At 56.5% G+C, this 21,455-nt stretch carries 20 protein-coding genes and 1 pseudogene; 15 read left to right on the top strand and 6 right to left on the bottom strand.

Translation table 11 applies throughout. The features are described from left to right. Positions 1-59 precede the first annotated feature (59 nt). The 3 genes from ACZ5J0_RS20655 to ACZ5J0_RS20645 all read left to right on the top strand — a co-directional run bounded on the left by ACZ5J0_RS20655 (position 60) and on the right by ACZ5J0_RS20645 (position 2,517). On the top strand, positions 60-1,337 hold the full coding sequence (locus ACZ5J0_RS20655) for a (S)-6-hydroxynicotine oxidase (protein WP_016359462.1): 1,278 nt from the start codon (positions 60-62) through the stop codon (positions 1,335-1,337). Positions 1,338-1,890: 553 nt separating this feature from the next. Next, entirely contained in the window at positions 1,891-2,265 is a 375-nt protein-coding gene (locus ACZ5J0_RS20650; RefSeq protein ID WP_166842586.1) for a DUF948 domain-containing protein, read from the top strand. A gap of 15 nt (positions 2,266-2,280) precedes the next feature. Beyond that, positions 2,281-2,517: a hypothetical protein gene (locus ACZ5J0_RS20645; RefSeq protein ID WP_016359460.1), complete on the top strand. Its 237-nt coding sequence runs from the start codon at positions 2,281-2,283 to the stop codon at positions 2,515-2,517. Positions 2,518-3,884: 1,367 nt separating this feature from the next. On the opposite strand, the gene kdhB is transcribed toward ACZ5J0_RS20645, so the two are convergent. The 3 genes from kdhB to ACZ5J0_RS20630 form a co-directional block, all read right to left on the bottom strand. After that, positions 3,885-4,367 (bottom strand): 6-hydroxypseudooxynicotine dehydrogenase complex subunit beta, encoded by a 483-nt coding sequence (gene kdhB, locus ACZ5J0_RS20640; RefSeq protein WP_016359457.1) that lies wholly within the window; start codon positions 4,365-4,367, stop codon positions 3,885-3,887. Continuing rightward, positions 4,367-5,257: a 6-hydroxypseudooxynicotine dehydrogenase complex subunit alpha gene (kdhA, locus tag ACZ5J0_RS20635; protein ID WP_016359456.1), complete on the bottom strand. Its 891-nt coding sequence runs from the start codon at positions 5,255-5,257 to the stop codon at positions 4,367-4,369. The genes kdhB and kdhA overlap by 1 nt, the downstream gene beginning before the upstream one ends. Before the next feature lie 148 nt (positions 5,258-5,405). After that, positions 5,406-6,590 (bottom strand): PucR family transcriptional regulator, encoded by a 1,185-nt coding sequence (locus tag ACZ5J0_RS20630; RefSeq protein ID WP_464094959.1) that lies wholly within the window; start codon positions 6,588-6,590, stop codon positions 5,406-5,408. A gap of 63 nt (positions 6,591-6,653) precedes the next feature. On the opposite strand from ACZ5J0_RS20630, the gene ACZ5J0_RS20625 reads away from it, so the two are divergent. After that, the gene (locus ACZ5J0_RS20625; protein WP_016359454.1) at positions 6,654-7,877 is read left to right on the top strand and encodes a PucR family transcriptional regulator; all 1,224 of its coding nucleotides are present in this window, start codon (positions 6,654-6,656) and stop codon (positions 7,875-7,877) included. A gap of 34 nt (positions 7,878-7,911) precedes the next feature. Here ACZ5J0_RS20625 and ACZ5J0_RS20620 read toward each other — a convergent pair whose 3' ends face one another. Both ACZ5J0_RS20620 and ACZ5J0_RS20615 read right to left on the bottom strand, forming a co-directional pair. Next, the gene (locus ACZ5J0_RS20620; RefSeq protein WP_016359453.1) at positions 7,912-8,262 is read right to left on the bottom strand and encodes a cupin domain-containing protein; all 351 of its coding nucleotides are present in this window, start codon (positions 8,260-8,262) and stop codon (positions 7,912-7,914) included. Beyond that, a complete protein-coding gene (locus ACZ5J0_RS20615) occupies positions 8,255-9,358 on the bottom strand; it encodes a 2,6-dihydropseudooxynicotine hydrolase (protein WP_016359452.1) in 1,104 nt (367 codons plus the stop codon). The genes ACZ5J0_RS20620 and ACZ5J0_RS20615 overlap by 8 nt, the downstream gene beginning before the upstream one ends. Positions 9,359-9,525: 167 nt before the next feature. On the opposite strand from ACZ5J0_RS20615, the gene kdhC reads away from it, so the two are divergent. From kdhC to nboR, 11 genes are all read left to right on the top strand, one after another. Continuing rightward, on the top strand, positions 9,526-11,910 hold the full coding sequence (gene kdhC, locus ACZ5J0_RS20610; RefSeq protein WP_017200522.1) for a 6-hydroxypseudooxynicotine dehydrogenase complex subunit gamma: 2,385 nt from the start codon (positions 9,526-9,528) through the stop codon (positions 11,908-11,910). A gap of 97 nt (positions 11,911-12,007) precedes the next feature. Further along, the gene (locus ACZ5J0_RS20605; protein ID WP_017200523.1) at positions 12,008-12,313 is read left to right on the top strand and encodes a Dabb family protein; all 306 of its coding nucleotides are present in this window, start codon (positions 12,008-12,010) and stop codon (positions 12,311-12,313) included. Next, positions 12,313-13,245 carry a cyclase family protein gene (locus tag ACZ5J0_RS20600; RefSeq protein WP_016359449.1) on the top strand — a complete coding sequence of 311 codons (933 nt, stop codon included), beginning with the start codon at positions 12,313-12,315 and terminating at the stop codon, positions 13,243-13,245. The genes ACZ5J0_RS20605 and ACZ5J0_RS20600 overlap by 1 nt, the downstream gene beginning before the upstream one ends. Then, positions 13,242-14,435, top strand: a complete 1,194-nt coding sequence (gene dhpH, locus ACZ5J0_RS20595) for a 2,6-dihydroxypyridine 3-monooxygenase (protein ID WP_016359448.1) — start codon at positions 13,242-13,244, stop codon at positions 14,433-14,435. The genes ACZ5J0_RS20600 and dhpH overlap by 4 nt, the downstream gene beginning before the upstream one ends. A 15-nt stretch (positions 14,436-14,450) precedes the next feature. Continuing rightward, positions 14,451-15,158, top strand: coding sequence for an SRPBCC family protein (locus ACZ5J0_RS20590; protein ID WP_021474598.1), 708 nt, complete (start codon positions 14,451-14,453; stop codon positions 15,156-15,158). Between the two features lie 5 nt (positions 15,159-15,163). After that, positions 15,164-16,039 carry a carbon-nitrogen family hydrolase gene (locus ACZ5J0_RS20585; protein WP_021474599.1) on the top strand — a complete coding sequence of 292 codons (876 nt, stop codon included), beginning with the start codon at positions 15,164-15,166 and terminating at the stop codon, positions 16,037-16,039. A 202-nt stretch (positions 16,040-16,241) separates the two neighbouring features. After that, a complete protein-coding gene (locus ACZ5J0_RS20580) occupies positions 16,242-17,135 on the top strand; it encodes an AAA family ATPase (protein ID WP_016359445.1) in 894 nt (297 codons plus the stop codon). Positions 17,136-17,152: 17 nt separating this feature from the next. Then, positions 17,153-18,244, top strand: a complete 1,092-nt coding sequence (locus tag ACZ5J0_RS20575) for a vWA domain-containing protein (protein ID WP_031217298.1) — start codon at positions 17,153-17,155, stop codon at positions 18,242-18,244. Beyond that, positions 18,237-19,370, top strand: coding sequence for an XdhC family protein (locus ACZ5J0_RS20570; protein ID WP_016359443.1), 1,134 nt, complete (start codon positions 18,237-18,239; stop codon positions 19,368-19,370). Before ACZ5J0_RS20575 ends, ACZ5J0_RS20570 begins: the two co-directional genes overlap by 8 nt. 26 nt (positions 19,371-19,396) lie before the next feature. Next, positions 19,397-19,750, top strand: coding sequence for a hypothetical protein (locus tag ACZ5J0_RS20565; protein ID WP_017200525.1), 354 nt, complete (start codon positions 19,397-19,399; stop codon positions 19,748-19,750). Further along, complete coding sequence (gene nboR, locus ACZ5J0_RS20560; RefSeq protein WP_017200526.1) at positions 19,743-20,357, top strand: nicotine blue oxidoreductase; 615 nt, start codon at positions 19,743-19,745, stop codon at positions 20,355-20,357. Before ACZ5J0_RS20565 ends, nboR begins: the two co-directional genes overlap by 8 nt. A gap of 807 nt (positions 20,358-21,164) precedes the next feature. Here nboR and ACZ5J0_RS20555 read toward each other — a convergent pair. Next, positions 21,165-21,373, bottom strand: a pseudogene (locus ACZ5J0_RS20555) (DUF4193 domain-containing protein); the annotation flags it as partial. Positions 21,374-21,455 lie beyond the last annotated feature (82 nt).

The following is a 21,455-nucleotide window of genomic DNA, read 5'->3' as shown; positions in this document are numbered from 1 at the left end:
TCCTGCATCTTTGATGCAGCTCAAAGCGCCCGAGCTAGAAACTTGAAAGAAGGAAAACTTTGTATGACGCGATTGTGGTTGGTGGGGGTTTCAGCGGGCTGAAAGCAGCACGCGATCTTACCAACGCCGGCAAGAAGGTACTTCTGCTTGAAGGCGGTGAACGTCTGGGAGGACGGGCGTATTCCCGGGAGTCCCGGAATGTACCTGGCCTGCGGGTCGAGATCGGTGGAGCATACCTTCACCGGAAGCACCACCCGCGTTTGGCAGCTGAATTGGACCGGTATGGAATTCCCACTGCAGCTGCAAGCGAGTTCACCTCGTTTAGGCATCGCCTTGGACCGACCGCAGTAGACCAGGCATTTCCTATTCCTGGCTCAGAAGCAGTTGCGGTGGAAGCAGCCACCTACACATTGCTGCGTGATGCGCACAGGATAGATCTGGAAAAGGGATTGGAAAACCAGGACCTTGAGGACCTGGACATCCCACTGAACGAGTATGTTGACAAACTCGATTTGCCCCCTGTTTCTAGGCAGTTCTTGCTCGCTTGGGCATGGAACATGCTTGGCCAGCCGGCTGACCAAGCATCCGCGCTTTGGATGCTGCAACTTGTTGCAGCGCATCACTACAGCATCCTAGGTGTTGTTCTCTCGCTGGATGAAGTTTTTTCCAATGGTTCCGCTGACCTTGTCGATGCAATGAGCCAAGAAATTCCTGAAATCAGACTGCAGACTGTCGTGACCGGAATAGACCAGTCTGGCGATGTAGTGAACGTGACGGTCAAGGATGGGCATGCCTTCCAGGCTCATTCCGTGATTGTTGCTACTCCAATGAACACTTGGCGAAGGATCGTTTTCACCCCCGCACTTCCTGAACGGCGCAGGTCAGTAATCGAGGAAGGGCATGGTGGTCAGGGTCTGAAAATTCTTATCCACGTGCGTGGAGCCGAGGCAGGAATTGAATGCGTCGGAGACGGAATATTTCCCACTCTCTACGATTATTGCGAGGTGTCGGAAAGCGAACGACTGTTGGTGGCTTTCACGGACTCAGGATCCTTCGATCCGACCGATATCGGCGCAGTCAAGGACGCGGTGCTTTACTACTTGCCGGAGGTTGAAGTTCTGGGTATCGACTACCACGACTGGATCGCAGACCCGCTTTTCGAAGGGCCCTGGGTAGCACCGCGCGTGGGACAATTTAGTCGAGTGCATAAGGAACTTGGAGAGCCCGCTGGCCGGATTCATTTCGTAGGTTCCGATGTTTCGTTAGAGTTCCCCGGATATATTGAAGGCGCACTGGAAACCGCTGAATGCGCGGTGAACGCAATTCTGCATTCGTAGAACCTGCAGCCTCACTTATGCATTCCTCGGCGCTCTCGGATGACTTCGGCCCAAGACAGCATTACTAAGGCAAGCGGTACCTCCCAGATACAGGTGACCGTCTGCAGCGTACGGGTTGACGCCGGCGCCTGCTGCAACCACGACAGCAAGCAGTTGCACTGAGTCTGATGAACGTCACCGGCCGTTAGGAATGGCGGCCGGTGGCCTTCTGGTTGTCAAGGGTCGCCCCGCTTGGGCTTCGTGGTCATCGGATTTTGGTTCAAGGACTTGATACAGGGTATTTCGCATAACTTGGTGCCGCTACGGTGCCCAACGCCTGTTTCTCCTGCTCCAGCGGGTGTCTGGCAGGAGCCATAAGTATCGGCCGATTCTCTCGTGGCACGCTGCCATCAGGTTTCAGGCTAACCAGGTGGCTTTGGTGCGTAAAAGGCTGCTGTCTCGCCTTGTTGCCTTAGGATTCGCCGGCACCAAGGCCAGCGCTTTCAGTGCCACTCTTTCCCCGTCATTGCGGGCACCTTTGTGCTCACACATCAATCTTGTTGGAGATGAATCTATGTCTGTTGGTGCTATCGCCGGGCTGATTGCCGCTGGGGTCTTTGCACTCCTTGTCCTGCTGTTGGCGGTGCCCATTATGAAGCTAGGCCAGGTACTCGACGAGGTGCGAATGGCAGTCAGATCATTAAGTGACGGCACCGCACCGATGTTGGATGAGGTGACAGCTATTGTGACCACCACACACCACCAACTCAAGAAGGTGGACACCATAGCGACTAACGTTTCTGACGCCAGCGCCAACGTCTCCGCCCTGTCCTCTCTCGTCGCTGCCAGTATAGGGTCACCGTTGATCAAGGTATTGGCTTTTAGTCACGGTGTCAGAACGGCCTTGGTGAATCACTCCAAACCCGCCACCGGCCGCCGAAGCCGCTGATTTCCGGAGAGAAGCATGAAACGACTTGTTTGGATGGGAATCGGTGTGGCTATTGGAATCATTGCCCTTCGGAAGGTGGATGAAAAAAAGTCCGGATTGGGGCATGAAGGCCTAGAGCGGGCAGTAGCCGGCATTACTCAGGGAATTTACGATTTTGCCGACGCCGTCCGCGCAGGAATGCGCGAACGGGACACGGAGCTTCGCGTCGCGCTTAAGGCAAGTAGCGCGGTCCAAGTGCCAAGCGACCTATGACCATCGAAGCCGGCTGTAGGGACAGCGCAACTGTCTCTTCCAGAGCTCGTTGGACACAAGCAAATATCTGGGCCGTTTCAAGGACCATCTTTCGGGAAGTGACCGGTACCTCGCCTAGGGTGCTGACCATGGCTCTTTTTCGGGATTAGTCCGTTCTTCGAACAGAAGCCCTGGACTGACACTGTGGTGGAGTGGAACTGGGGCGACAGCCTCGGTATAGCGCACCTGACAGCATCTTGCTCAAATCGTCGGCCGTATGCCTCACCGGATGACTGGCCGGACATTGGCCGTCGGAATCCAGTGCCCTACCTGGCGTTAAATCTCCGCTGGAATAAAATACTACGCCGCAGGAACGAGGTCTACGGGAACTGGTTTGCCCATTGGACTCATCCCCCGCCCTCTGGGAGCAGGGTCAGCTCCACCACTCCCGCCCTCTGGAACGCATGAGTACCTGCGACAAGGCAGACCGCAGGCTTCACAACTTCGTTCAACTGTCTTGCTGCGCCACCCATAATGCCGGCAGGCGACCGCGGAAATGTTTCTCGCCTTGTTGACTGACAGTTTCGGACGATCTCTACGGCGCCGCTGCAGGTTTCGTCCACGGTGGCGGCCTACGGATGCAACCCGGCGAGGATATGTGAGCTCAAGCATCAAAGAATATCTTGCAGGCCCGTCTTGACCTACCTGCACAGCGGTACGTGGTTTTGTCGACAGTGCGCAGGATTACACCCTGCAAACCGCGTTATGCGGTCATCGGGCTCAAGACGAGAATCATCACGCGATAGAGTCCCCCCGGGGCCAAGTTCGCTTGACCGGTGAGGGCGCGCGGCAGACATCCAATCTGTCCGGAGTAGTGTCACTGTAAGAAGGCTGCGGGGAATGCAGATGCTGCATTCCCCGCAGCCTTTCATGGACGGTGAATTCCGAGCCAGGAGGAGTCGTGTCTGGCCCGGAAACATGAAGGCCAAATAGTGCTGTTTAGCCTGGCGCTCGTGTTGGCGGGTGCCGGATAACCAGCTTCAGCTCATTTTCGTTCTTGTACCCTTCTATAGACACTCAGCCATGAGGCCAGGATTCCCACATCGAGACATGCTCAGGATCTCGATATGCGGACGCCGCGCTGACAAGCATCTTCTGCAAAGAAGCTGCTTGCCAGCGCCCCTCGCTCGGTTGGTTCGGTCCGGCCGTGTCGTCATCGCGCTTCATCAAGTGCTGTTGCATCATCACTTTCGAAATTCTGTATTCCTACAGACCCCTCATGGGATTTCTGAAGGTCAATCGCAAAATACTCGCGCGATCGGCGCGGGAATTGCCATGGTTAAGGCTGGCGGTCTACAAGTAGAGCAGCGAAGGGGCCCAGATCCTCGTCAGTCGTTGTGATCTCTGCAATGGAAGGCATCGACTGTCGCTTCCACAATTTGCTGGTATCCGGTACATCGGCAAATATTTCCCGAGATAGCTTCACGAGCAGATGTCGCATCGAGGGTGACGTCTTCGTCATCGTAAAGAGGCTTGAGCGTCATCAAGAACCCTGACGTGCAAAATCCGCACTGCAGGGCATGGCACTTAGAAAACGACCTCTGCAGCGGGTGAAGCTGTCCGTCCTTCTGCAGGCTTTCGACCGTTTCAATCCTGGAATTATTGGCCTGTACGGCCAGCACGGTGCAGGATCGAACGGGCTGACCATCCAATAGGACAGTACAGGAACCGCATACGCCGTGTTCGCAGCCTACTCGTGTACCCCTGAGGTGCAGGTCGTCTCGTAGGAAGTCCGCAAGGAGCCTACGAGGCTCGACGTCCGTTGCGTGGGTGACTCCGTTTACTTCAACCGTGAGGCGAAAGGCGTTCATCAGTGATCCATGCTTTCCTTTGTCGGTCTCGCCCGGTGCAGTGCTTTGGCGAGGGTTCGTTCGACCATTGTCCGAATAACTTGCGCGCGATATTGGGCACTTCCATGCACCGTGGGCACGGGGTCAAGCCCCTGTACCGCGGCGTGCGCAGCTGCGGCAATATCATGGCTGGAGAGAGTGCTATCAATTAGGATGTTTTCCGCCTCCTGGCAGCGGATGGCGGTGGACCCTCCACCCAGGACAGTAATCCTCGCCCGCGAACACTTGCCCTGCTCATCCAAGGTAACGATGGACGCAGCGCCACCTATGGCGTAGTCCCCATGCCGACGAGAAAATTCATCAAATGCAGCACCGCTCCCGTGAGGCAATTGAGGTACGTTTACCTCCACAATGAGCTCGCCGGGAAGGATGCTTGAGACGAAATGTGAGACCAATAGTTCCTTGAGAGGAATCTTCCGCTCACCTTGCAAAGACTGTGCGGTGACGTAGGCGTCAAGGGCTAGCAGGACTACGGGCAGCTCTGCGGCAGCATCAGCGTGTGCAAGGGAGCCACCGATCGTTCCTCGGTTACGAATTTGAGGGTGCGCGATCCACGCCGCCGCTTCCGACAGGATTGGAAGGTTTTGCGAAATGGTTTTGGAGGTTGTTAGCTTCGCATGACGTGTCAGCGCGCCAATCGCAATGGTTTGATCTGATTTCCTGATGTTTGCCAAACCGGGAACGCGGTTTATATCAACCAAAAGGGACGGGCGGGACATCCGGAAATTTAGGAGCGGGACTAAACTCTGACCGCCGGCAATGATTTTAGCGTCATCGCCCCCGTCCGCCAGCAGGCGGAGCGCATGCTCAACCGAATCGGCAACAACGTAATCGAAGGAAGGTGGCTTCACGGGCAGTACCGCCGGCCGCGCTCATTGTTCATGTCACCACTTTGCCCCTTTGGTATGACTTTGCGCTCTGCGTCATGGGACAAATCAACACCCCGACCTATCTAGAACAGACAATCCCGCGACGAACCAGCCCTGACGCTCCCGTTCGCTACAGGATGTCGGTCTCGGCGATTGACTTCAGCAAGCCATAAAGTCGTAGGGCTACGAGGAGCTCGACATGACGTTCTGCAACGCTTATGCCAAGCCGTTCTTCAATGGATCTGAGCCGGTAGGCAACGGTGCGCTCATGAACCTGGAGTGCTGCTGCAGCCGCTACGGCATTGCAACCAGCAGAGAAATAGGCCCGGAGAGTGTCGCAAAGTATGTCTTTGCGGGGGTCAGCAAGCAAAGGGCCCAACTGCTGCAAGACCAAGTCACGCACCGCCTGCATATTTGTAGCGAAGACAGCTTCGAGAGCCACGTCCGTGTACCGGGTTATCCGTGCGCCGGTCAAGCGGCCAACTTTATAAGCCCTCCAAGCACGCTGGTGACTGCGCCGGAAACCGGAGAACCCCTTATCAATGGACCCTAGAGCCAAATGTGCACCGTCGGGAAAGTCCCCTTCAATGACTTGCGCGTCGGCATTCTGTCCATCCTTTACCGCCAACCAGCCCAGAAAGGCTCCGCCGGTGCTTTCGAGTACCAAAGGTACTTCGCTGTTGATCAGCGTGGCGGCGAGGTCGATGGTACCCTTTGGATCATTTCCCCAGGCCACCACGGATAAATGTTGTCCTTCAAAGGGGTACCCCGTGTTTGGTCGGGCAGTGCGCCGTCCTGCAATGAAATCCCGCAACTCATTTCTAAGCCGGTGATCCTCCGACTTGTAAAAGAACCGATGCTGTTCTGAACGATACGCGTCGATGACGTTGGCAACTACAACGTCATGCCACCGATGCTGCAACTGAGAGACCCATTTTTGAATTTCCAATTGCTGTGATGCATCCGGGATAAGAGTAGTTGTAAGGTCCAGGAGCACATCCCAGGTCGCAGACTGCAGCACTCGATAGGTATGGATGAGCTCGAGTAGATCCACGCCGGCCTGGGCTGTCTCGCGAGCCTCCAAGGTGGCCTCGGCAAGAAACTTGTCGTTTGGTTCCTCTGACCCGGACAAGGCCCTGCTGATAGATAGCAGGGCCGCGGCCAGCCGCTCAGATCTCCGCTGCGCCAGTGCAGGGTCTAAGCCCACACCAGCCTGAACATCATCATGGAGTCGACGGACCATAGAGTCGGACAGTTGATTTATGTCCGATGTAATGGCGACCGATATTGCCGATAGATGTTGTGTCTGGATCATGTTCCTAAATTCATGCGCCGCCTGAGTCTCGGCGCAGGCGAGCTCTGTTGATAGTCTCAGTGTATGACCATTGAGGAAGGACTGGATGAACTTTCCGTTGCCGTGAAGGCAAGGATTCCCGAAATCTATGACTGTATACGGGCGAGACTGCAGTATGCGTACGAAGACTATTCGACCGCGACACGTAACGCCTCTCTTACCGAGGCGGAATCGGAAACCATCACGGCTTCCTTGCGCGATGTCCTCGAATACATCGGTCAGGGGCGCGTAGGAGCCACTAGGGCTTCCAACGAAACTCTTCGCGAGGTGAGGCTGGCTGCGCGGGCGGGCGTCGACCTTCATCATCTGCTCAGGGGATCTAGGGCGGCCCAAGCCACTTTGTGGGAGTTTGTCTTGGAAGAGGCGCATCGAATCATCGCCGATCCCGTCCGACGGTCAAAGGTTCTGCGGCACGCCAGTGCCAGCCATTTCGCTTGGAACGATAAAGTTTCCGCTTCCATTATTGAGACGTACCAAATGGAGAGCACCGCATTTTCAAGGCAGAGCCAGAACCGGAGGAAGCTATCGACGCTGAGGGCTCTCCTCGCTGGGCTGCCAATCGATTCGACGGTTTTTTCTTATAACCTTTCCGGCCGGCACCTGGCAGCCGTGGTACCTGGCGAAAGCACGGAGGCTGTTGCTCGGACACTGGGCACTGCCTCTCGGATCCGCCCCCTTGTTATCACGGCCGAGGATGAGACCGGCTATATTTGGGCGGAGTGGTCGAATCGGCTGCCCTCACCGCAAGTTGTCCTCGCAAACGCCTTGCCGAAGGACACCAGAATTTCGTTTGGGACTCTGAGCGAAGGTGTGGACGGATTTATAGTTTCCCATAGACGGGCGTTGGAGGCCGATTCGGTTGCCCAAAAACTGGGCACTCAGGTCACTTGGTATGAAGATGTCATGCTCGAGGCGTTGGCTATGCGCGATCTCGCTGCCGTAACCACATTCATCTCCGACGAACTGGGGGGTCTCGGATTGCACCAAGACCCCCCAAGCAGGTTAGTGGAAACCCTCGAAGCCTATTTTGCTTCGGGTCAGAATGCGGCGTCCGCGGCACAGCGCCTCGGAGTGCACAGCCGAACTATCGCCTATCGACTGAAACTCATCGAGGGCAAAATTGGTGCAAGGGGAGTGCTGCGAGATGAATTGCCCGTTGCCATCAGACTTTCGCGGATGGTCGAGGCCATGAAGCTCGAGCTTACTGGGTTGGAGGAATCTCCCGGCCTCCCGCAACCTGCACCGTAAATGAACCTGCTCACGGCGTCGCTGCTAACATCTCCTATTCCACCAAGAACCAGATTTCCTTGAATGGCTCGTGAAACTCCCAGGTAGATGTGTGCCCCTTCGGCAGAAATACCAAATCGCCGGCAGTCACGGAAACCGGCTCTTGGGATGCAAGTGTGAGCGTTGCTGAGCCTTCGACAACGTAGATAATCTCGTTGTCAGTGAGTTCATAGGTTGTTGTGCTCGGCTGCGAAGTGAAGATACCCGTGCCGAACTGGGGAGAGGAAGTGCGTTCGAAAAGCGTGAACCCATGACCATTGGGATTTCCCTCATGGACGGTTACACCGTCCGGCTGCCAGGATTCAAGCGGCGCGGTCGCGGTACTGATCTTCCTGATCTTATCCATTGAGGGGCCACCCTTTCATTGTTGGGGCGACCTTCTTTCCGGCAACCAGAACATCATAGAGCCAGTCTGCCATTTCAAGCCGGGGACGGATTCCAAGGTTGTGGCAGCAGTGATCACCGTCCTTTTCAACCACTAGGTTCAGGTGTTCTGCCGGCACCAATTCGAGGACGGTATCCACGAAGGACAGTGGAACCTCGTCGTGCACCCCGTGCAGGATGTACGTCGGGCATGCGATCTGGGAAAGGACGTCCCGGGTCTCCAAAGCCGCATGGACGTGCAGCCTTGCTTCCTCCAAAGTGTCAACCTTGGAGACGTACTTCCAGCTTTCCTTTGTCAGGGGAGTTTCGAGGTCCCAGTAGTCCAGGTCTGAGAATCCGCCCCAAGAAATGCATGCGGCCAAACGCGGTTCACAGGCGGCAGATTTGAGAGCGTAATTACCGCCCAGGCTCCGCCCCAGCACTCCGATAGCATCATTCCGAATCGCTTCAAGTTTGGTGAGCAGATCCACTACCGCGGACGTGTACTTTTCGTAATCACCCGCAATCCGCTTGTACTCAAACATCTCGCCCTGGCCGGGACCGTCAAATGTGGCAGTAGCCATTCCCCGATCGAGCACAAGATTTTCCATCTGGAAACTTTCCTCTTTTGTGCTCTCAAGACCACCAAGCATGATCACAGCGGGGTGTGGTCCCGGTCCCTCCGGAATGCGCACATAGACAGGCATCGGAATACCGTCGACGACTAGCTCGTGACGCTCTGCAGGCGGGGACAACAGTGGAGCTGCCTTCTGATACAGCTCAACTTTCCGAGCTTGGCCCTTCTGCCGGCGCTCGTCGAACCAGAGGAACTGAGCGTACTGGGCACAGAGTGCGGCTGACATCAGGAGTTCACCGGCGGACAGGTCATGGCCCAGTGCCACTTTCCTTTCCGCTTCCTGCTCATACTCATTTGCGAGACTCATCCAGTAGTCAAACCAGGTGATCTCCTTGGGCCTATCGCGAGCACCCACCATGTCTGAGTAGGAAACGCCGTCAAGGATAAGACGCCCCCAGTTCAGCATTTCATCTTCAGGTTTCACCTGCGAAGTTACAGTCATACCGCTATCTCCCTATAGTCAGACTTCCGTGACCCCGCGCAAGGGGTCTGCGAAATGATCATGCTATGGAAGCTGCGCGAGGGCGCCTACTAACTGCGGAGACTTAGGCCGCGTTTTTGTCAATGCCTGAACATCCAGGCTGGACGGCCCGATGACATACTGAGCGCATGATGGCAAAGGCTAAAGCGCTCATCCCTGACAACGGTAGAGCCGGCGCGGACGAGGGCAACAGACAGGCATGGATAGGCCAGGAGGTTCTGCGGCGGGAGGACCGCCGGCTACTCACTGGAACAGCAACATTTGCTGGCGATCTGGGAGTGCCCGGGCAATTGCATATGCGCATTGTCCGTTCAACACAGGCTCATGCCCGGATCGTGTCCATAGACGCCACTGAAGCTGAAAAGACTCCAGGCGTACGAATGGTTATCACGTCTGAGCACACGCGGCACCTGGGTTCGGTTCTCTTGGAAGAGCTGGGATATCACGAAATTTATGAAAACATTGAGGACTTCAGTCACCCCGTCCTAGCAGTAGACAAGGTGCTATATGTGGGGCAGCCAGTGGTTGCTGTACTTGCTGTTGATCCTTATCTTGCCGAAGACGCAGCTGAGCTTGTCTCTATCGAGTATGAGCCGCTCCCGGTCCTCTTGGATCCGGAAGAAGCATTGACCGGTAAGGTCGAGCTCTTTCCGGGGCGCGGCAATGAAGGTGCGCGCATCAAAAAGGCCTACGGCGATATTGATCGCGCCTTCGCCGAAGCAGAGCACGTCATTCGCCACAAGTACGTCACGAACCGCCATTCCGGTGTACCTATGGAACCGCGGGCCGTAGTGGTACAGCCCGACCCAGCAAGGGACACGCTGTTCATCTGGGGCACCGTGCATGTGCATGACAACCGGAGGATCATCGCCAAGATGCTGAATCTTCCCGAGGTCAACGTACGGATGAAACACGTAGAGATCGGCGGCAGTTTTGGCGTGAAGGGCGGAGTCTTCCCAGAAAACGTTGTTGCAGCATGGGCAGCCCGTACGTTGGGAGTCCCGATCAAATGGACTGAGGACCGAGTCGAGCACATGACTTCCACGTCCCATGCCCGGGAAATGGTGCATAAGCTCGAACTCGCGCTCGATGCTGAGGGCAGAATCCTGGGTATGAAGGACGAAATTTTCCACAACCATGGTGCCTATTTCAGGCAGGCGGAGCCGCTAGTCAGCGACATTACTGCCGGCATTGTGTTCGGCCCCTATCGGGTCCCTGCCTACGATGCTACTCTGCACGCCGTCTTCACCAACAAAACACCTGTCGGAGCTTACCGCGCGCCTGGACGCTACGAGTCCACTTTCGCTCGAGAGCGGATCTTTGATCTGGCGTGTGAAGAAATCGGTCTCAGCAAGACGGAATTTCGCCGACGAAACCTTCTTACGGCTGAAGACCTCCCTTGGACACCGGGTCTTGACATCGTCCACGAGCCCTACCACTTCGACTCGGGAGACGTAGTTAAGCATTTCAACGAAGCTCTGGAGGCAGCAAACTTCTCGGAGTGGCTTGAGGAATCCAAACGACTACGGGCGGATGGCCGAAAAGTCGGCGTAGGCCTCGGCGTGCTGATGGATAAGGCAGGTCTGGGGCTTTTCGAAACCGGCGGCGTTGAAGTCAGCCGTGCCGGCCGCGTCACGGTCAAAACCGGAGGTTCCTCGGTCGGGCAGGGAATCGAAACGGTTCTGGCCCAGATTGTCGCCGAAGAGCTACAGATCGCTCCCGAAAACATTGACATCGTCCATAGCGATACAGAGCTTATTCCGGACGGTGTGGGTTCCTGGTCCAGCCGTTCAACTGTTCTTGCTGGAGGTGCTGCCCGCAAAGCTGCGCTTGCAGTTGTGGAAAAAGCCAGACGCTTGGCCAGTGAGATGCTGGAAGCTGATCCGGACGACCTCGAATTAACTGCAGGCAGTTTTAAGGTCAAGGGCACTGATCAGCAAATCTCGCTGTACGAGATCGCAGCGGCGAGGGACCCCTTCACGGCGAGGGCCGACAATGATGAACCCGGCCTAGCAGCGGACGCGGTCTACATGAACAACGCCATGAACTATCCATACGGGGTAACACTCGTACAAATCGAACTAGATCCTGACACAGGCGGTCATAGGATTCTTCGCTTTTCCACTTCCACGGAAGCAGGAAGGGTAATCAACCCCCTGACCACGAGGGGCCAGATCATAGGTGCGGCGGTTCAAGGCATTGGAGGCGCCCTGTACGAGGAGTTCCTCTACGAAGAGGATGGACAGCCGATTACGACGTCGTTCATGGACTACTTGTTGCCAAGCGCTCAGGAGATGCCGAACGTCGACTGTTTTGTAACTGAAGATGCCAAGTCACCGGACAACCCCTTTGGCGCCAAGGGCCTTGGGGAAATTGGCATCATTGCGGCCGGCGCGGCAATCGCTTCAGCTATCGATGATGCCATCGCCGATGGCGTACATACTGACCGTTTGCCAGTCACCCCCGAGCAGATCTTCAGCCGCTGTCAAGGTTTGAACAAAGCAGAACGGTAACTTGTGCAATCCGCCAGTGGGACAACTTCGCTGCTCTTACCAAACTGAACAGACACAACCCGGCGGGTAATCCAAGACACACATGAGAGGTCTACTGATGACTAAGGTTCGACACGTATTTGCATGGCGCGTAGCTGAAGGCAGCAGCCAGGAGGAAATTGTTGAAATTCTCAACACTCTTCCCCCGCGCCTAGGTTTCATTCAGGGCTGGGAGATTGGCACTCACTCTGGCGACCCCGGGGATAACGGTGCGCCGTGGGACGGAGTTCTGATTTCTGACTTTGCAAGCTGGGCTGATCTGGACAAGTACTCCACGGATCCCTTCCACCTCGAGGTAGTCGCCACACTTATGCCGATGTTCGCGGACAGGGCTGTGGTTGATTACGAAGTCGAGGCCGTCTGATGAGCCAGACTGCAGACGTAAAGGTCGGGATGAGCCCGTGGGGCGCCGATGACGAGCGGGGCGCACTAAACCTCCTTGACGAGTCTGTACGCGCCGACGTCCTTCACCGGGCCGACCCGTCTCGGGTCTATGACCTCAGTGTTGACTACTTCGTAGGCATGCCCAGCTTTCAGGGAGCCGGTGACCCTAGCTACCAAATTTTCATGAGCCACACCCCTCAAGGCACGGTGGTGGATAACCTCAACGGCGTCGGCGAGGATGTCAACAGGCACGTGTGCTACTCGGGTGACGTCGTCTTCATGTATACCCACACCGGGACGCATATTGACTCGTTGAACCACTTCGGTGTCGACGGACAGATCTACAATGGGTATAAGCCGGAAGAGAATCTGGGCAGCCGGACCTGGACCAAGGGCGGGGCGGAGACGATCCCGCCAATCATCACCCGCGGCGTATTGTTGGATATTGCTGGTCTCAAGAACGTTGACTGCCTCCCTGATTCCTACGCGATCACTGTTGCAGACATCGAAGAGGCACTGGATAAAGCCGGCCTCGTACTGCAGACGGGGGATGTGCCCTTGGTCCGTACCGGACGTATGCGTTACTGGCCGGACGGAACCAAGACTCTTGGAAACCCTCCAGGCCTAAGCCTGGATGCTGCCCGATGGCTCACCAGCCAAAACATTTCCGCAATCGGTGCTGACCAGGAGTGCGTAGAGGTAGGTCCGTCGGAGCATGAGGACAACTGGCTTCCCGGGCATACCCACTTCCTTGCCGAAGCCGGTGTGCCCATGGTGGAACTGTTGAATCTGGAGGAACTGGCAGCGGATGGAGTAAAGGAATTTTGCCTAATCGCTGCTCCTATCCGTCTTCGGGGAGCGAGCGGTGCCCCGATGCGCCCGCTCGCCATGGCACTAAGGAATAACGCATGAGTCCCACGACCGACCGTATCGCGGTAGTTGGTGGTTCGATATCTGGGCTGACAGCAGCGCTGATGCTTCGAGATGCTGGCGTTGACGTCGATGTCTATGAGCGATCACCTCAGCCCCTCTCAGGCTTCGGCACAGGCATTGTCGTCCAGCCGGAGCTTGTTCATTACTTGCTGGAGCAAGGCGTTGAGCTGGACTCCATCAGCGTGCCGTCATCATCCATGGAATATGTGGACGCACTGACTGGAGAAAGAGTCGGATCCGTTCCTGCAGACTGGCGCTTCACTAGCTACGACTCGATATACGGGGGGCTCTACGAGCTGTTCGGACCCGAGCGATACCACACCAGTAAATGCCTGGTCGGCCTAAGCCAAGATTCCGAAACAGTGCAGATGCGCTTCTCAGATGGCACAAAGGCCGAAGCGAACTGGGTGATCGGCGCGGACGGCGGAGCCTCGGTAGTTCGCAAGCGCCTGCTGGGTATTGAGCCCACATACGCGGGCTACGTCACCTGGCGAGGCGTGCTTCAGCCGGGCGAAGTTGCCGACGACGTGTGGAACTACTTTAACGACAAGTTCACGTATGGACTTCTGGACGATGGCCACCTCATCGCTTACCCGATTCCAGGACGGGAAAACGCCGAGTCCCCGCGTCTGAATTTTCAGTGGTACTGGAACGTCGCTGAAGGACCGGACCTCGACGAACTTATGACAGACGTTCGCGGCATCAGGCTCCCGACATCGGTGCACAACAACTCGCTGAATCCCCACAATCTCCGTCAGTTCCACAGTAAGGGCGAGAGCCTCTTCAAGCCCTTCAGGGACCTCGTACTCAACGCCTCCTCCCCATTCGTGACTGTTGTTGCAGATGCCACCGTCGACCGCATGGTTCATGGCCGTGTCCTGTTGATCGGAGACGCGGCGGTGACTCCAAGGCCCCACGCCGCTGCGGGGGGTGCTAAAGCTTGTGATGACGCACGAACCCTTGCCGAAGTCTTCACAAAGAACCATGATCTGCGGGGGTCCCTGCAGAGTTGGGAAACCAGACAGCTGCAGCAGGGACACGCTTATCTCAACAAAGTGAAAAAGATGGCGTCCCGTCTGCAGCACGGGGGAAGCTTTGAGCCCGGAAACCCCGCGTTTGCTTTTGGGCTCCCTAAAGTGGATGAACCATCCGTCGTCACTAATTCTTAATAAGGAAAAACCATCATGGAGATGACCAACACTTTTACCGTGCCCGTACCCCCGGACGAGGCGTGGCCGGTTTTGCTGGACTTGCAGCGAATCGCCCCCATGCTTCCCGGAGCATCCATCACCAGTGTTGACGGTGACGAGTACGAGGGCAAGGCAAAAATCAAGGTTGGGCCCATCACGGCCGAGTATGTCGGCGTTGCCCGATTCATTGAGGTCGATGAAAAGGGCCGCCGCGCGGTAATTCAGGCCCGTGCGAAGGATGCTCGCGGGCAAGGAAATATGTCCGCAACTATCACCGCCCGACTTGAGCCGGAAGCAAACGGCGCCACCGTCATTGTTCAGACCGAGCTGGACATGACAGGTAAAATCGCTCAGTTCGGGCGAGGTGTAATCAATGAAGCGGCCACGGCCATCCTCGGAGTATTCGCCCAACGGTTGGCTGTAGAGATGACTTCAGGAAGCGAGAGCAGCAGCGAAGCATCTGAGCTCTCAAAAACTGAAGCAGCCCTCGGAAGAGAAGTAAAGCAACCTCTTCAGGCAGAATCCGAAGTACTGGACCTCATCAAGCTGGCAAAGGACACGCGGGCCGCCAAAAAGGGCCCTGGCAGTCAGGTCGAAGTTCCCGCAGTTGGACAGTGGCTGCCCGCAATCGTTTCCATCGTAGCTGCGCTGATTGCGGTCTTCTCGGCCGGTGTTGCCGCAGGAAGCAACCGAAGGTCTTGAACCTGATGGAAGTGCGCGAACTAGCACCAAGTAGAGGGCAACTTGACGTAGCAGCTGTTCAGGTGAAATTTGACTCAACAGAGCTGCTCGAGGACAGGATTTCGCGTATCCAGGACTTGGTTTCTGGCGTCGGCAAAGCGGACCTGATCGTCCTGCCTGAACTCTGGCTTCATGGCGGGTTCTCCTACGACAGCTGGCGAAAGAACGCCATTTCGCTGGAAAGTGAAGTGTTCACTTTCCTGTCCGAAGTGGCCAGGGACAAGAAGGCCTGGTTTCACGCCGGCTCTTTCATGGTCACGGAACCAAGCAGCGCTGCTTCTGACATGTGGAATACATCGGTTCTTTTTGACCCGACCGGATCCCTCCGGGCGACCTATAAAAAGATCCACCGCTTCGGCTTTTCCGACGGAGAGCCAAAGCTGATAGCAGCGGGAGATGAACCCAGGGTGGTGGAGCTGCAGACAGAACGAGCCACTGCCATCACTGGGCTCAGCACATGCTACGATCTTCGCTTCCCCGAACTATATCGACACATCTCAGCAGAAGGTACGGCGCTCAATGTGATACCAGCATGCTGGCCACTTACGCGAATTCAGCATTGGCAGACTCTGGGTCGCGCTCGAGCAATCGAAAACCAATCCTTTGTCGTGCAATGCAACATGACGGGGGTTGACCAGGAGGTGGAGCTGGGTGGTCACAGTCAGATTGTGGATGGCAACGGAGATATCCTCGCTCAGGCAGACAAAGAGGAAGCCGTTCTCCGTGCAACTCTCAATTTCGATTCACTGAACGAACTGCGAAGTTCGTTCCCGGTGCTGAACGACCGGCGGGCAGATATCTGGGCTGCTAAGGGCAAGACCGTGATCGCAAGCCACTTGTAGGAATAGTAAGGGTCTAATCCGAGCAGACTCGGCCGGGATGTCCTGCCGATTCGGGTAGGGCGGGGCATCCCGGAATCGGCTGTTCTTACGTTTGGTACGGCCGGTGGACGCCCTTCTACTGGCGGTATTCAGCACCTGCATAAGTAGACACCGCAAAAAGCCGCAATGCCACACCTCGAAAACCGACTAGCAAGGCGAGACAATGAGTAACGACAAAGTGACCAAACCGGAAAGTCCCGGTGAGATGGCTGCGCGGCTCAAGGCTGTCAACTATTTGGCTGACGAGGGTCTATCCACCACCGTCTTTCTATCTGTTGCGATGAACAAGCCGCTGCTTGTTGAAGGTGCTCCAGGCACGGGAAAAACGTCCTTGGCCGAAGCAATAGCTAAGATGCTGGCAATCCCGTTGATCCGACTGCAGTGCTACGAGGGCATCGAGTCCACCCAAGCGCTCTATGACTGGGATTTCTCACGTCAGATTCTTTACTTACGCTCACTGGAGGCAGCAAATTCGACAACGAGTGCGGAGGAACTAGAGCAGTCCCTATATACCGAACGTTTCCTGCTGCCTCGTCCGATTCTTCGGGCCTTACAAAGTGGACCGGCCGTTCTCCTCATCGACGAGGTTGACCGAGCTGACGATGAATTTGAAGCGTTCCTCCTGGAAGTGCTCGCATCAAACCAAATATCTATACCCGAGTTGGGTACTATCACCGCCAAAGTTCCACCCATCGTGATCCTGACCTCCAACCGGACCCGAGAGTTACACGAGGCTCTGAAACGGCGATGCTACTTTCATTGGATAGACCACCCAGAACCGGCCCGTGAGTTGGAGATCATCAAGACACGGCTGCCCGGCGTGGATGAGAAGCTAGCGCAGCAGGTGGTGGACGTAGTCCAGTCCTTGCGCAATCAGGGACGTTTGCGACGCTCCCCTGGGGTAGCCGAAGCGCTTGACTGGGCCCAGGCTTTGAACCGCCTTGGCGGAAGTGACATCGACGCCGACAGTGCCAGCCTGACAATTGGCGCCCTCTGCAAAGACCAAGACGACCAGGAGCTTATCTTGAACGCCCTAAGAACCGTCTTTCCTACCTAACGTGAACGGTACTGGCGATGTCTTCACAAGTAGGTCTGAAAATTTTTTATGGTTTCGTAGGTGCTCTCAGAGATGAGGGGATGACCATAGGGGCCGAACAGGCCCAGCTTTACCTCGAGGCTCTGAGCGTTTTGGATCTTCAGCGTCGCGACGAGGTCTTCTGGGCCGGACGCGCGACGTTATGTAGGAGCAGGTCTGACTTCGGGCCCTACGACCGGACGTTCCGCCTGTGGTTTTCATCGGAATCGCCGATTCCTGTGCCCCTTTCGGAGGGACAGGAAGCAAGCCTTCCCGACGCAGCAGACGGCGACAGCCCTCAGCCGGAATTGGAGCAGCAGATTGCACTGGCTAGCAAAGATGAATCCCTGCAACACCGAGATGTGGCACTCATGTCAGCGGAGGAAAAGAGTTATCTTGCGGAGGCCTTTGCTGCTCTACCTGTTAGAGAACCGCTGAGAAGGGCGCGTTACAAGCGGACCCATCGCCACAAGCGCATCGATCCGGCACACACTGTCCGAGACAATCTGAGGAGAGGCGGCGAACCAGGGCGCCTGCAATATCGCTTCCGAACGAAAAAGCCCCGACGAGTCGTCTTGATCGTAGATGTTTCAGGATCTATGGAAGCCTATGCTGACAGCTTTTTCCGCTTCGGTCACCGCCTTTTAGCTGGCGCGTCCGACACAACAGAAGTATTTTCTATCGGCACACGCCTAACCAGAGTGACCTCGGCATTGCAGCACCCGGATCCGGAGGTCGCACTGTTGGACGCTGGACTCGTCGTTCCCGATTGGTCCGGAGGCACGCGACTGGGCGAAGCCCTAGCGGCCTTCATTACCCTGTGGGGACAACACGCAATGCTCAGAGGTTCTGTGCTGGTGATCGCCAGTGACGGATGGGAACGTGGGGATCCCAGGGATCTTGCCCGTCAGGTTTCCCGCCTCCATGGTTTGGCTCATCGTGTTATCTGGGCCAACCCCCACCGCGGAAAGTCTGGATACGAACCTATACAGAGCGGCATTAAGGCCGTTCTCCCGCACGTTGATGCCCTGGTCGCCGGCCACACCATGGCAGCTTTTAGGGACCTAGCAGATCGGATAGCACATGCGTGACGTTATTGAAGCACTGGCAGAATGGACGACGCACGGAGAAACCTTCGCCCTCGCCACAGTCGTCAGCACGTCTAAATCGGCCCCCCGGCCAGCGGGCGCTGCGATGGCCGTAAGCACCCCGGGGGAGGCCGTCGGCTCAGTCTCCGGGGGTTGCGTCGAAGGAGCTGTTTACCAAATTGCGCAGGAGGTCATTGAAGACGGTACTCCTGTTCTGCAACGGTTTGGATATAGCGACGATGACGCTGTAGCCGTAGGACTGACCTGTGGCGGAACAATCGACGTCTTCGTTGAACGAGTCACCAAAGAAAGTTACCCAGAATTACGAACGATCATTCAGGACGTTCAGAAGGGCAACCCCGTTGCCACCGCTACCGTGGTCGAACATGACCAGCCAGAAATGCTGGGTAAGCGGCTAATAGTCTGGCCAGCCCATACTGGCGGGACCCTCGGCAATAACATGCTGGACCATGCGATTGCCGACGATGCGAGAGGCCTGCTGGCTTCGGGTGAATCCAAGGTGCTCACGTACGGTCCCAGCGGGGAACGGATGGAAACCGGAACAAAGGTCTTTGTTTCTTCCTATCAGCCCAAGCCCAGAATGATCATTTTTGGTGCCATCGATTTTGCAGCAGCAGTCGCGCGGGCTGGGTCAATGGTGGGCTTTCATGTGACCGTCTGCGATGCTCGCCCTGTATTTGCGACCACCGCGCGCTTTCCTGGTGCGGACGAGGTGATCGTATCTTGGCCTCACGTTTACCTTCAGCAGGAAGTGACACAGGGAAAGGTGGACAACCGCACGGTCATCTGCGTTCTTACCCATGATCCCAAGTTCGACGTCCCTGTCTTGGAAATCGCCCTGCGGCTGGAGGGGGCATGCAGGCCCTCCTACATAGGCGCTATGGGCTCACGAAAGACCCATGAAGATCGGCTAAACCGCCTTCTGGAGGCTGGAGTGATAGAGCGGCAAATTGCCGAGCTTCATAGTCCCATCGGACTTGATCTCGGCGGCCGGACACCGGAGGAAACAGCAGTGTCAGTTGTGGCCGAAATAATAGCCAAGCGTTGGCAGGGGAGTGGCCGCCCTCTGCGCGACTCCACTGGCGCTGTGCACTCGGACCCGGCCTAGCAATGTCCAACCTTAAAGAGCTAGCAATGCAACCTTCTGAAGACAGCCGAAGTTGGCAAAACCCGGTGGACAACAAGACCATGGCAGTTTCAAAGTCAGTAGAAAATCCCGCACCCGGCAACTTCGACGAAAGCCAGCTATTTGATCTGCAAATGTTGGCGCAGGGTGACCAGATCCAGGTGTGTGAAGATGGCACGTTACCCTACTCCGGCGTCGTGGACACGAGCGCTCCTTCCCTTGGCATCATCTGGATTCGCCTAGAAGGGCTTGGGGAGAGAAGGCTAATCTTTTGTACTGACTATCGACTGCGTCGGGATCGCACCAAGCAATGGGATCTGACAGTCCTTCCATCTTGCGAACAGGAACCTCACGGTGGGTGACACGGATTTGCCGTGTGTGACGGGAGTGTTGCTGGCCGCCGGCGCCGGAAAACGTCTTGGGCGTGGTCCGAAGGCGCTCCTGCCATACCGCGGACGAAACCTCGTTGAGGACGCCGCCGAGACAATGCTTGTCGGCGGCTGTCATGAGGTAGTAATTGTTCTTGGAGCGAATGCACAAGCGGTGTGCGCCCGTGCAAACCTTGAGCCCTATCGGATAGTGGTGAACCATGACTGGTCCTCAGGTATGGGAAGTTCCTACCTTGCCGGTGATGCTGCTGCACATACAAAGAACCACATCCTCGTGGCTCTGGTAGATCAACCAGGGCTCAGCGTCACCACTGTTGGCCGGCTACTCGTCTCCCACCGGCCGGGGCGCATCAGTTCGGCTGCGTACTCATCGTTAGACAGCCCTCGGGTGCTCCGAAGAGGTCATCCAATGGTCATCGATGCAGGACTTCGGCCAGCAGTGGCCAGTACCGTTTCCGGTGATGCCGGAGCCAGGGTTTTCTTACGCCAGAAACCGTGGCTCGTAGATCTTATCGATTGCAGTGATGAATCTACCGGTGAGGACGTAGACACCGTGGAGCAGATGTATCGCCTCCTGTAGGACGATGCCCCGCAGCCTGCACCCCACCTATTTCTCGTGGGTCTCAAAAGCACGTTTAGGTTGATTCTCTGAACAGAAGGACGTTCCACTATGGCTTTCCTATTCCGGATGGATCGACTACGTACGGCACTATTTGGCAGCGGACAGACAGAATGTGCCGAATGCAAGCACCCCTCTCGCGACGACCAATGGACTTGGCTGGGAAGAATGACCGACCTGCCGCCTTCCGGTCTTGGTCTCTGCCAGGCAGCGGACACAAAGGGCGGAAGGTGTCTTTGCGTGAATAAAAGCCATTGTCGGTGACGGGCCAAAATTGAACCTTTCCTACGGCTTGGAGTTAACCTCAGCGACTTAGGAGTTTCATCGGTAGACCTAATATGTGTCTAGGAAGTCCAGTGCCTCCGATGCTCGATATGAGCAGTTGGTGAAACTGTGCATGGCAATCGCGCAGCGTGCCGGTTGTGGACATCAGCCATATATCGGGCAATGTGTGGCGCTACGGGACACGGTGGACGTTCCGGAAGTGGCGGCGGATGATCCAGGAGGGTGACCTCGACCGAATCTGATTCCACGAGAGCATGGGAACATGGCCCGCACGAATGGCGAGTGGTCCGCGTTAGAAAGGGCTGACTGTGACAGGTTTGGAAGCTGCGGAATGCGTTGTTTCCCATCCAGGTGGTGAAGCTTAGTCCGGGGCCGGCGCGTCGGGTTCGTGAGGTCGAGGAGACGCTGGGACTGCTGTTGCGCTGCAGCCCTGTCCACATATTTCCCAGGGTCAGCCGTCGCCCTTCGAGCAGGTGAAATGGTTCAGCCTTCGCATTCGGTGCAATACTTGTTTCCGTCCCTTTCCTTGGCGAGCTGGCTGCGGTGGTGGACAAGGAAACAGGACATAAACGTGAATTCGTCAGACTGGACGGAATGACCTGGACCAGCAGTTCTTCGTTGGAAAGGTCAGCGCCGGGCAGTTAGAAAGCCTCGGCGAGATCGGTCTCATCGATGTCGATGACGGCCCCTTTCGGGGCGACACTGGCCACCCGTTACCGCCAACGACCATGCATCCTTCGTCCCGGCCCCGCCAATGGACTGGATCGCTGACCC

The organism is Arthrobacter sp. DualSoilB13, assembly GCF_055389195.1.
The sequence above is the reverse complement of the archived record's forward strand: the minus strand, read 5'-3'. Positions and strand labels throughout refer to the sequence as shown.

Coding starts and splice junctions, on each gene's coding strand:
- ACZ5J0_RS20650 (WP_166842586.1), top strand. CDS start 1,891: ATGTCTGTTGGTGCTATCGCCGGGCTGATTGCCGCTGGGGTCTTTGCA.
- ACZ5J0_RS20645 (WP_016359460.1), top strand. CDS start 2,281: ATGAAACGACTTGTTTGGATGGGAATCGGTGTGGCTATTGGAATCATT.
- kdhB (WP_016359457.1), bottom strand. CDS start 4,367: ATGAACGCCTTTCGCCTCACGGTTGAAGTAAACGGAGTCACCCACGCA.
- ACZ5J0_RS20630 (WP_464094959.1), bottom strand. CDS start 6,590: ATGATCCAGACACAACATCTATCGGCAATATCGGTCGCCATTACATCG.
- ACZ5J0_RS20625 (WP_016359454.1), top strand. CDS start 6,654: ATGACCATTGAGGAAGGACTGGATGAACTTTCCGTTGCCGTGAAGGCA.
- ACZ5J0_RS20620 (WP_016359453.1), bottom strand. CDS start 8,262: ATGGATAAGATCAGGAAGATCAGTACCGCGACCGCGCCGCTTGAATCC.
- ACZ5J0_RS20615 (WP_016359452.1), bottom strand. CDS start 9,358: ATGACTGTAACTTCGCAGGTGAAACCTGAAGATGAAATGCTGAACTGG.
- kdhC (WP_017200522.1), top strand. CDS start 9,526: ATGATGGCAAAGGCTAAAGCGCTCATCCCTGACAACGGTAGAGCCGGC.
- ACZ5J0_RS20605 (WP_017200523.1), top strand. CDS start 12,008: ATGACTAAGGTTCGACACGTATTTGCATGGCGCGTAGCTGAAGGCAGC.
- ACZ5J0_RS20600 (WP_016359449.1), top strand. CDS start 12,313: ATGAGCCAGACTGCAGACGTAAAGGTCGGGATGAGCCCGTGGGGCGCC.
- dhpH (WP_016359448.1), top strand. CDS start 13,242: ATGAGTCCCACGACCGACCGTATCGCGGTAGTTGGTGGTTCGATATCT.
- ACZ5J0_RS20590 (WP_021474598.1), top strand. CDS start 14,451: ATGGAGATGACCAACACTTTTACCGTGCCCGTACCCCCGGACGAGGCG.
- ACZ5J0_RS20585 (WP_021474599.1), top strand. CDS start 15,164: ATGGAAGTGCGCGAACTAGCACCAAGTAGAGGGCAACTTGACGTAGCA.
- ACZ5J0_RS20580 (WP_016359445.1), top strand. CDS start 16,242: ATGAGTAACGACAAAGTGACCAAACCGGAAAGTCCCGGTGAGATGGCT.
- ACZ5J0_RS20575 (WP_031217298.1), top strand. CDS start 17,153: ATGTCTTCACAAGTAGGTCTGAAAATTTTTTATGGTTTCGTAGGTGCT.
- ACZ5J0_RS20570 (WP_016359443.1), top strand. CDS start 18,237: ATGCGTGACGTTATTGAAGCACTGGCAGAATGGACGACGCACGGAGAA.
- ACZ5J0_RS20565 (WP_017200525.1), top strand. CDS start 19,397: ATGCAACCTTCTGAAGACAGCCGAAGTTGGCAAAACCCGGTGGACAAC.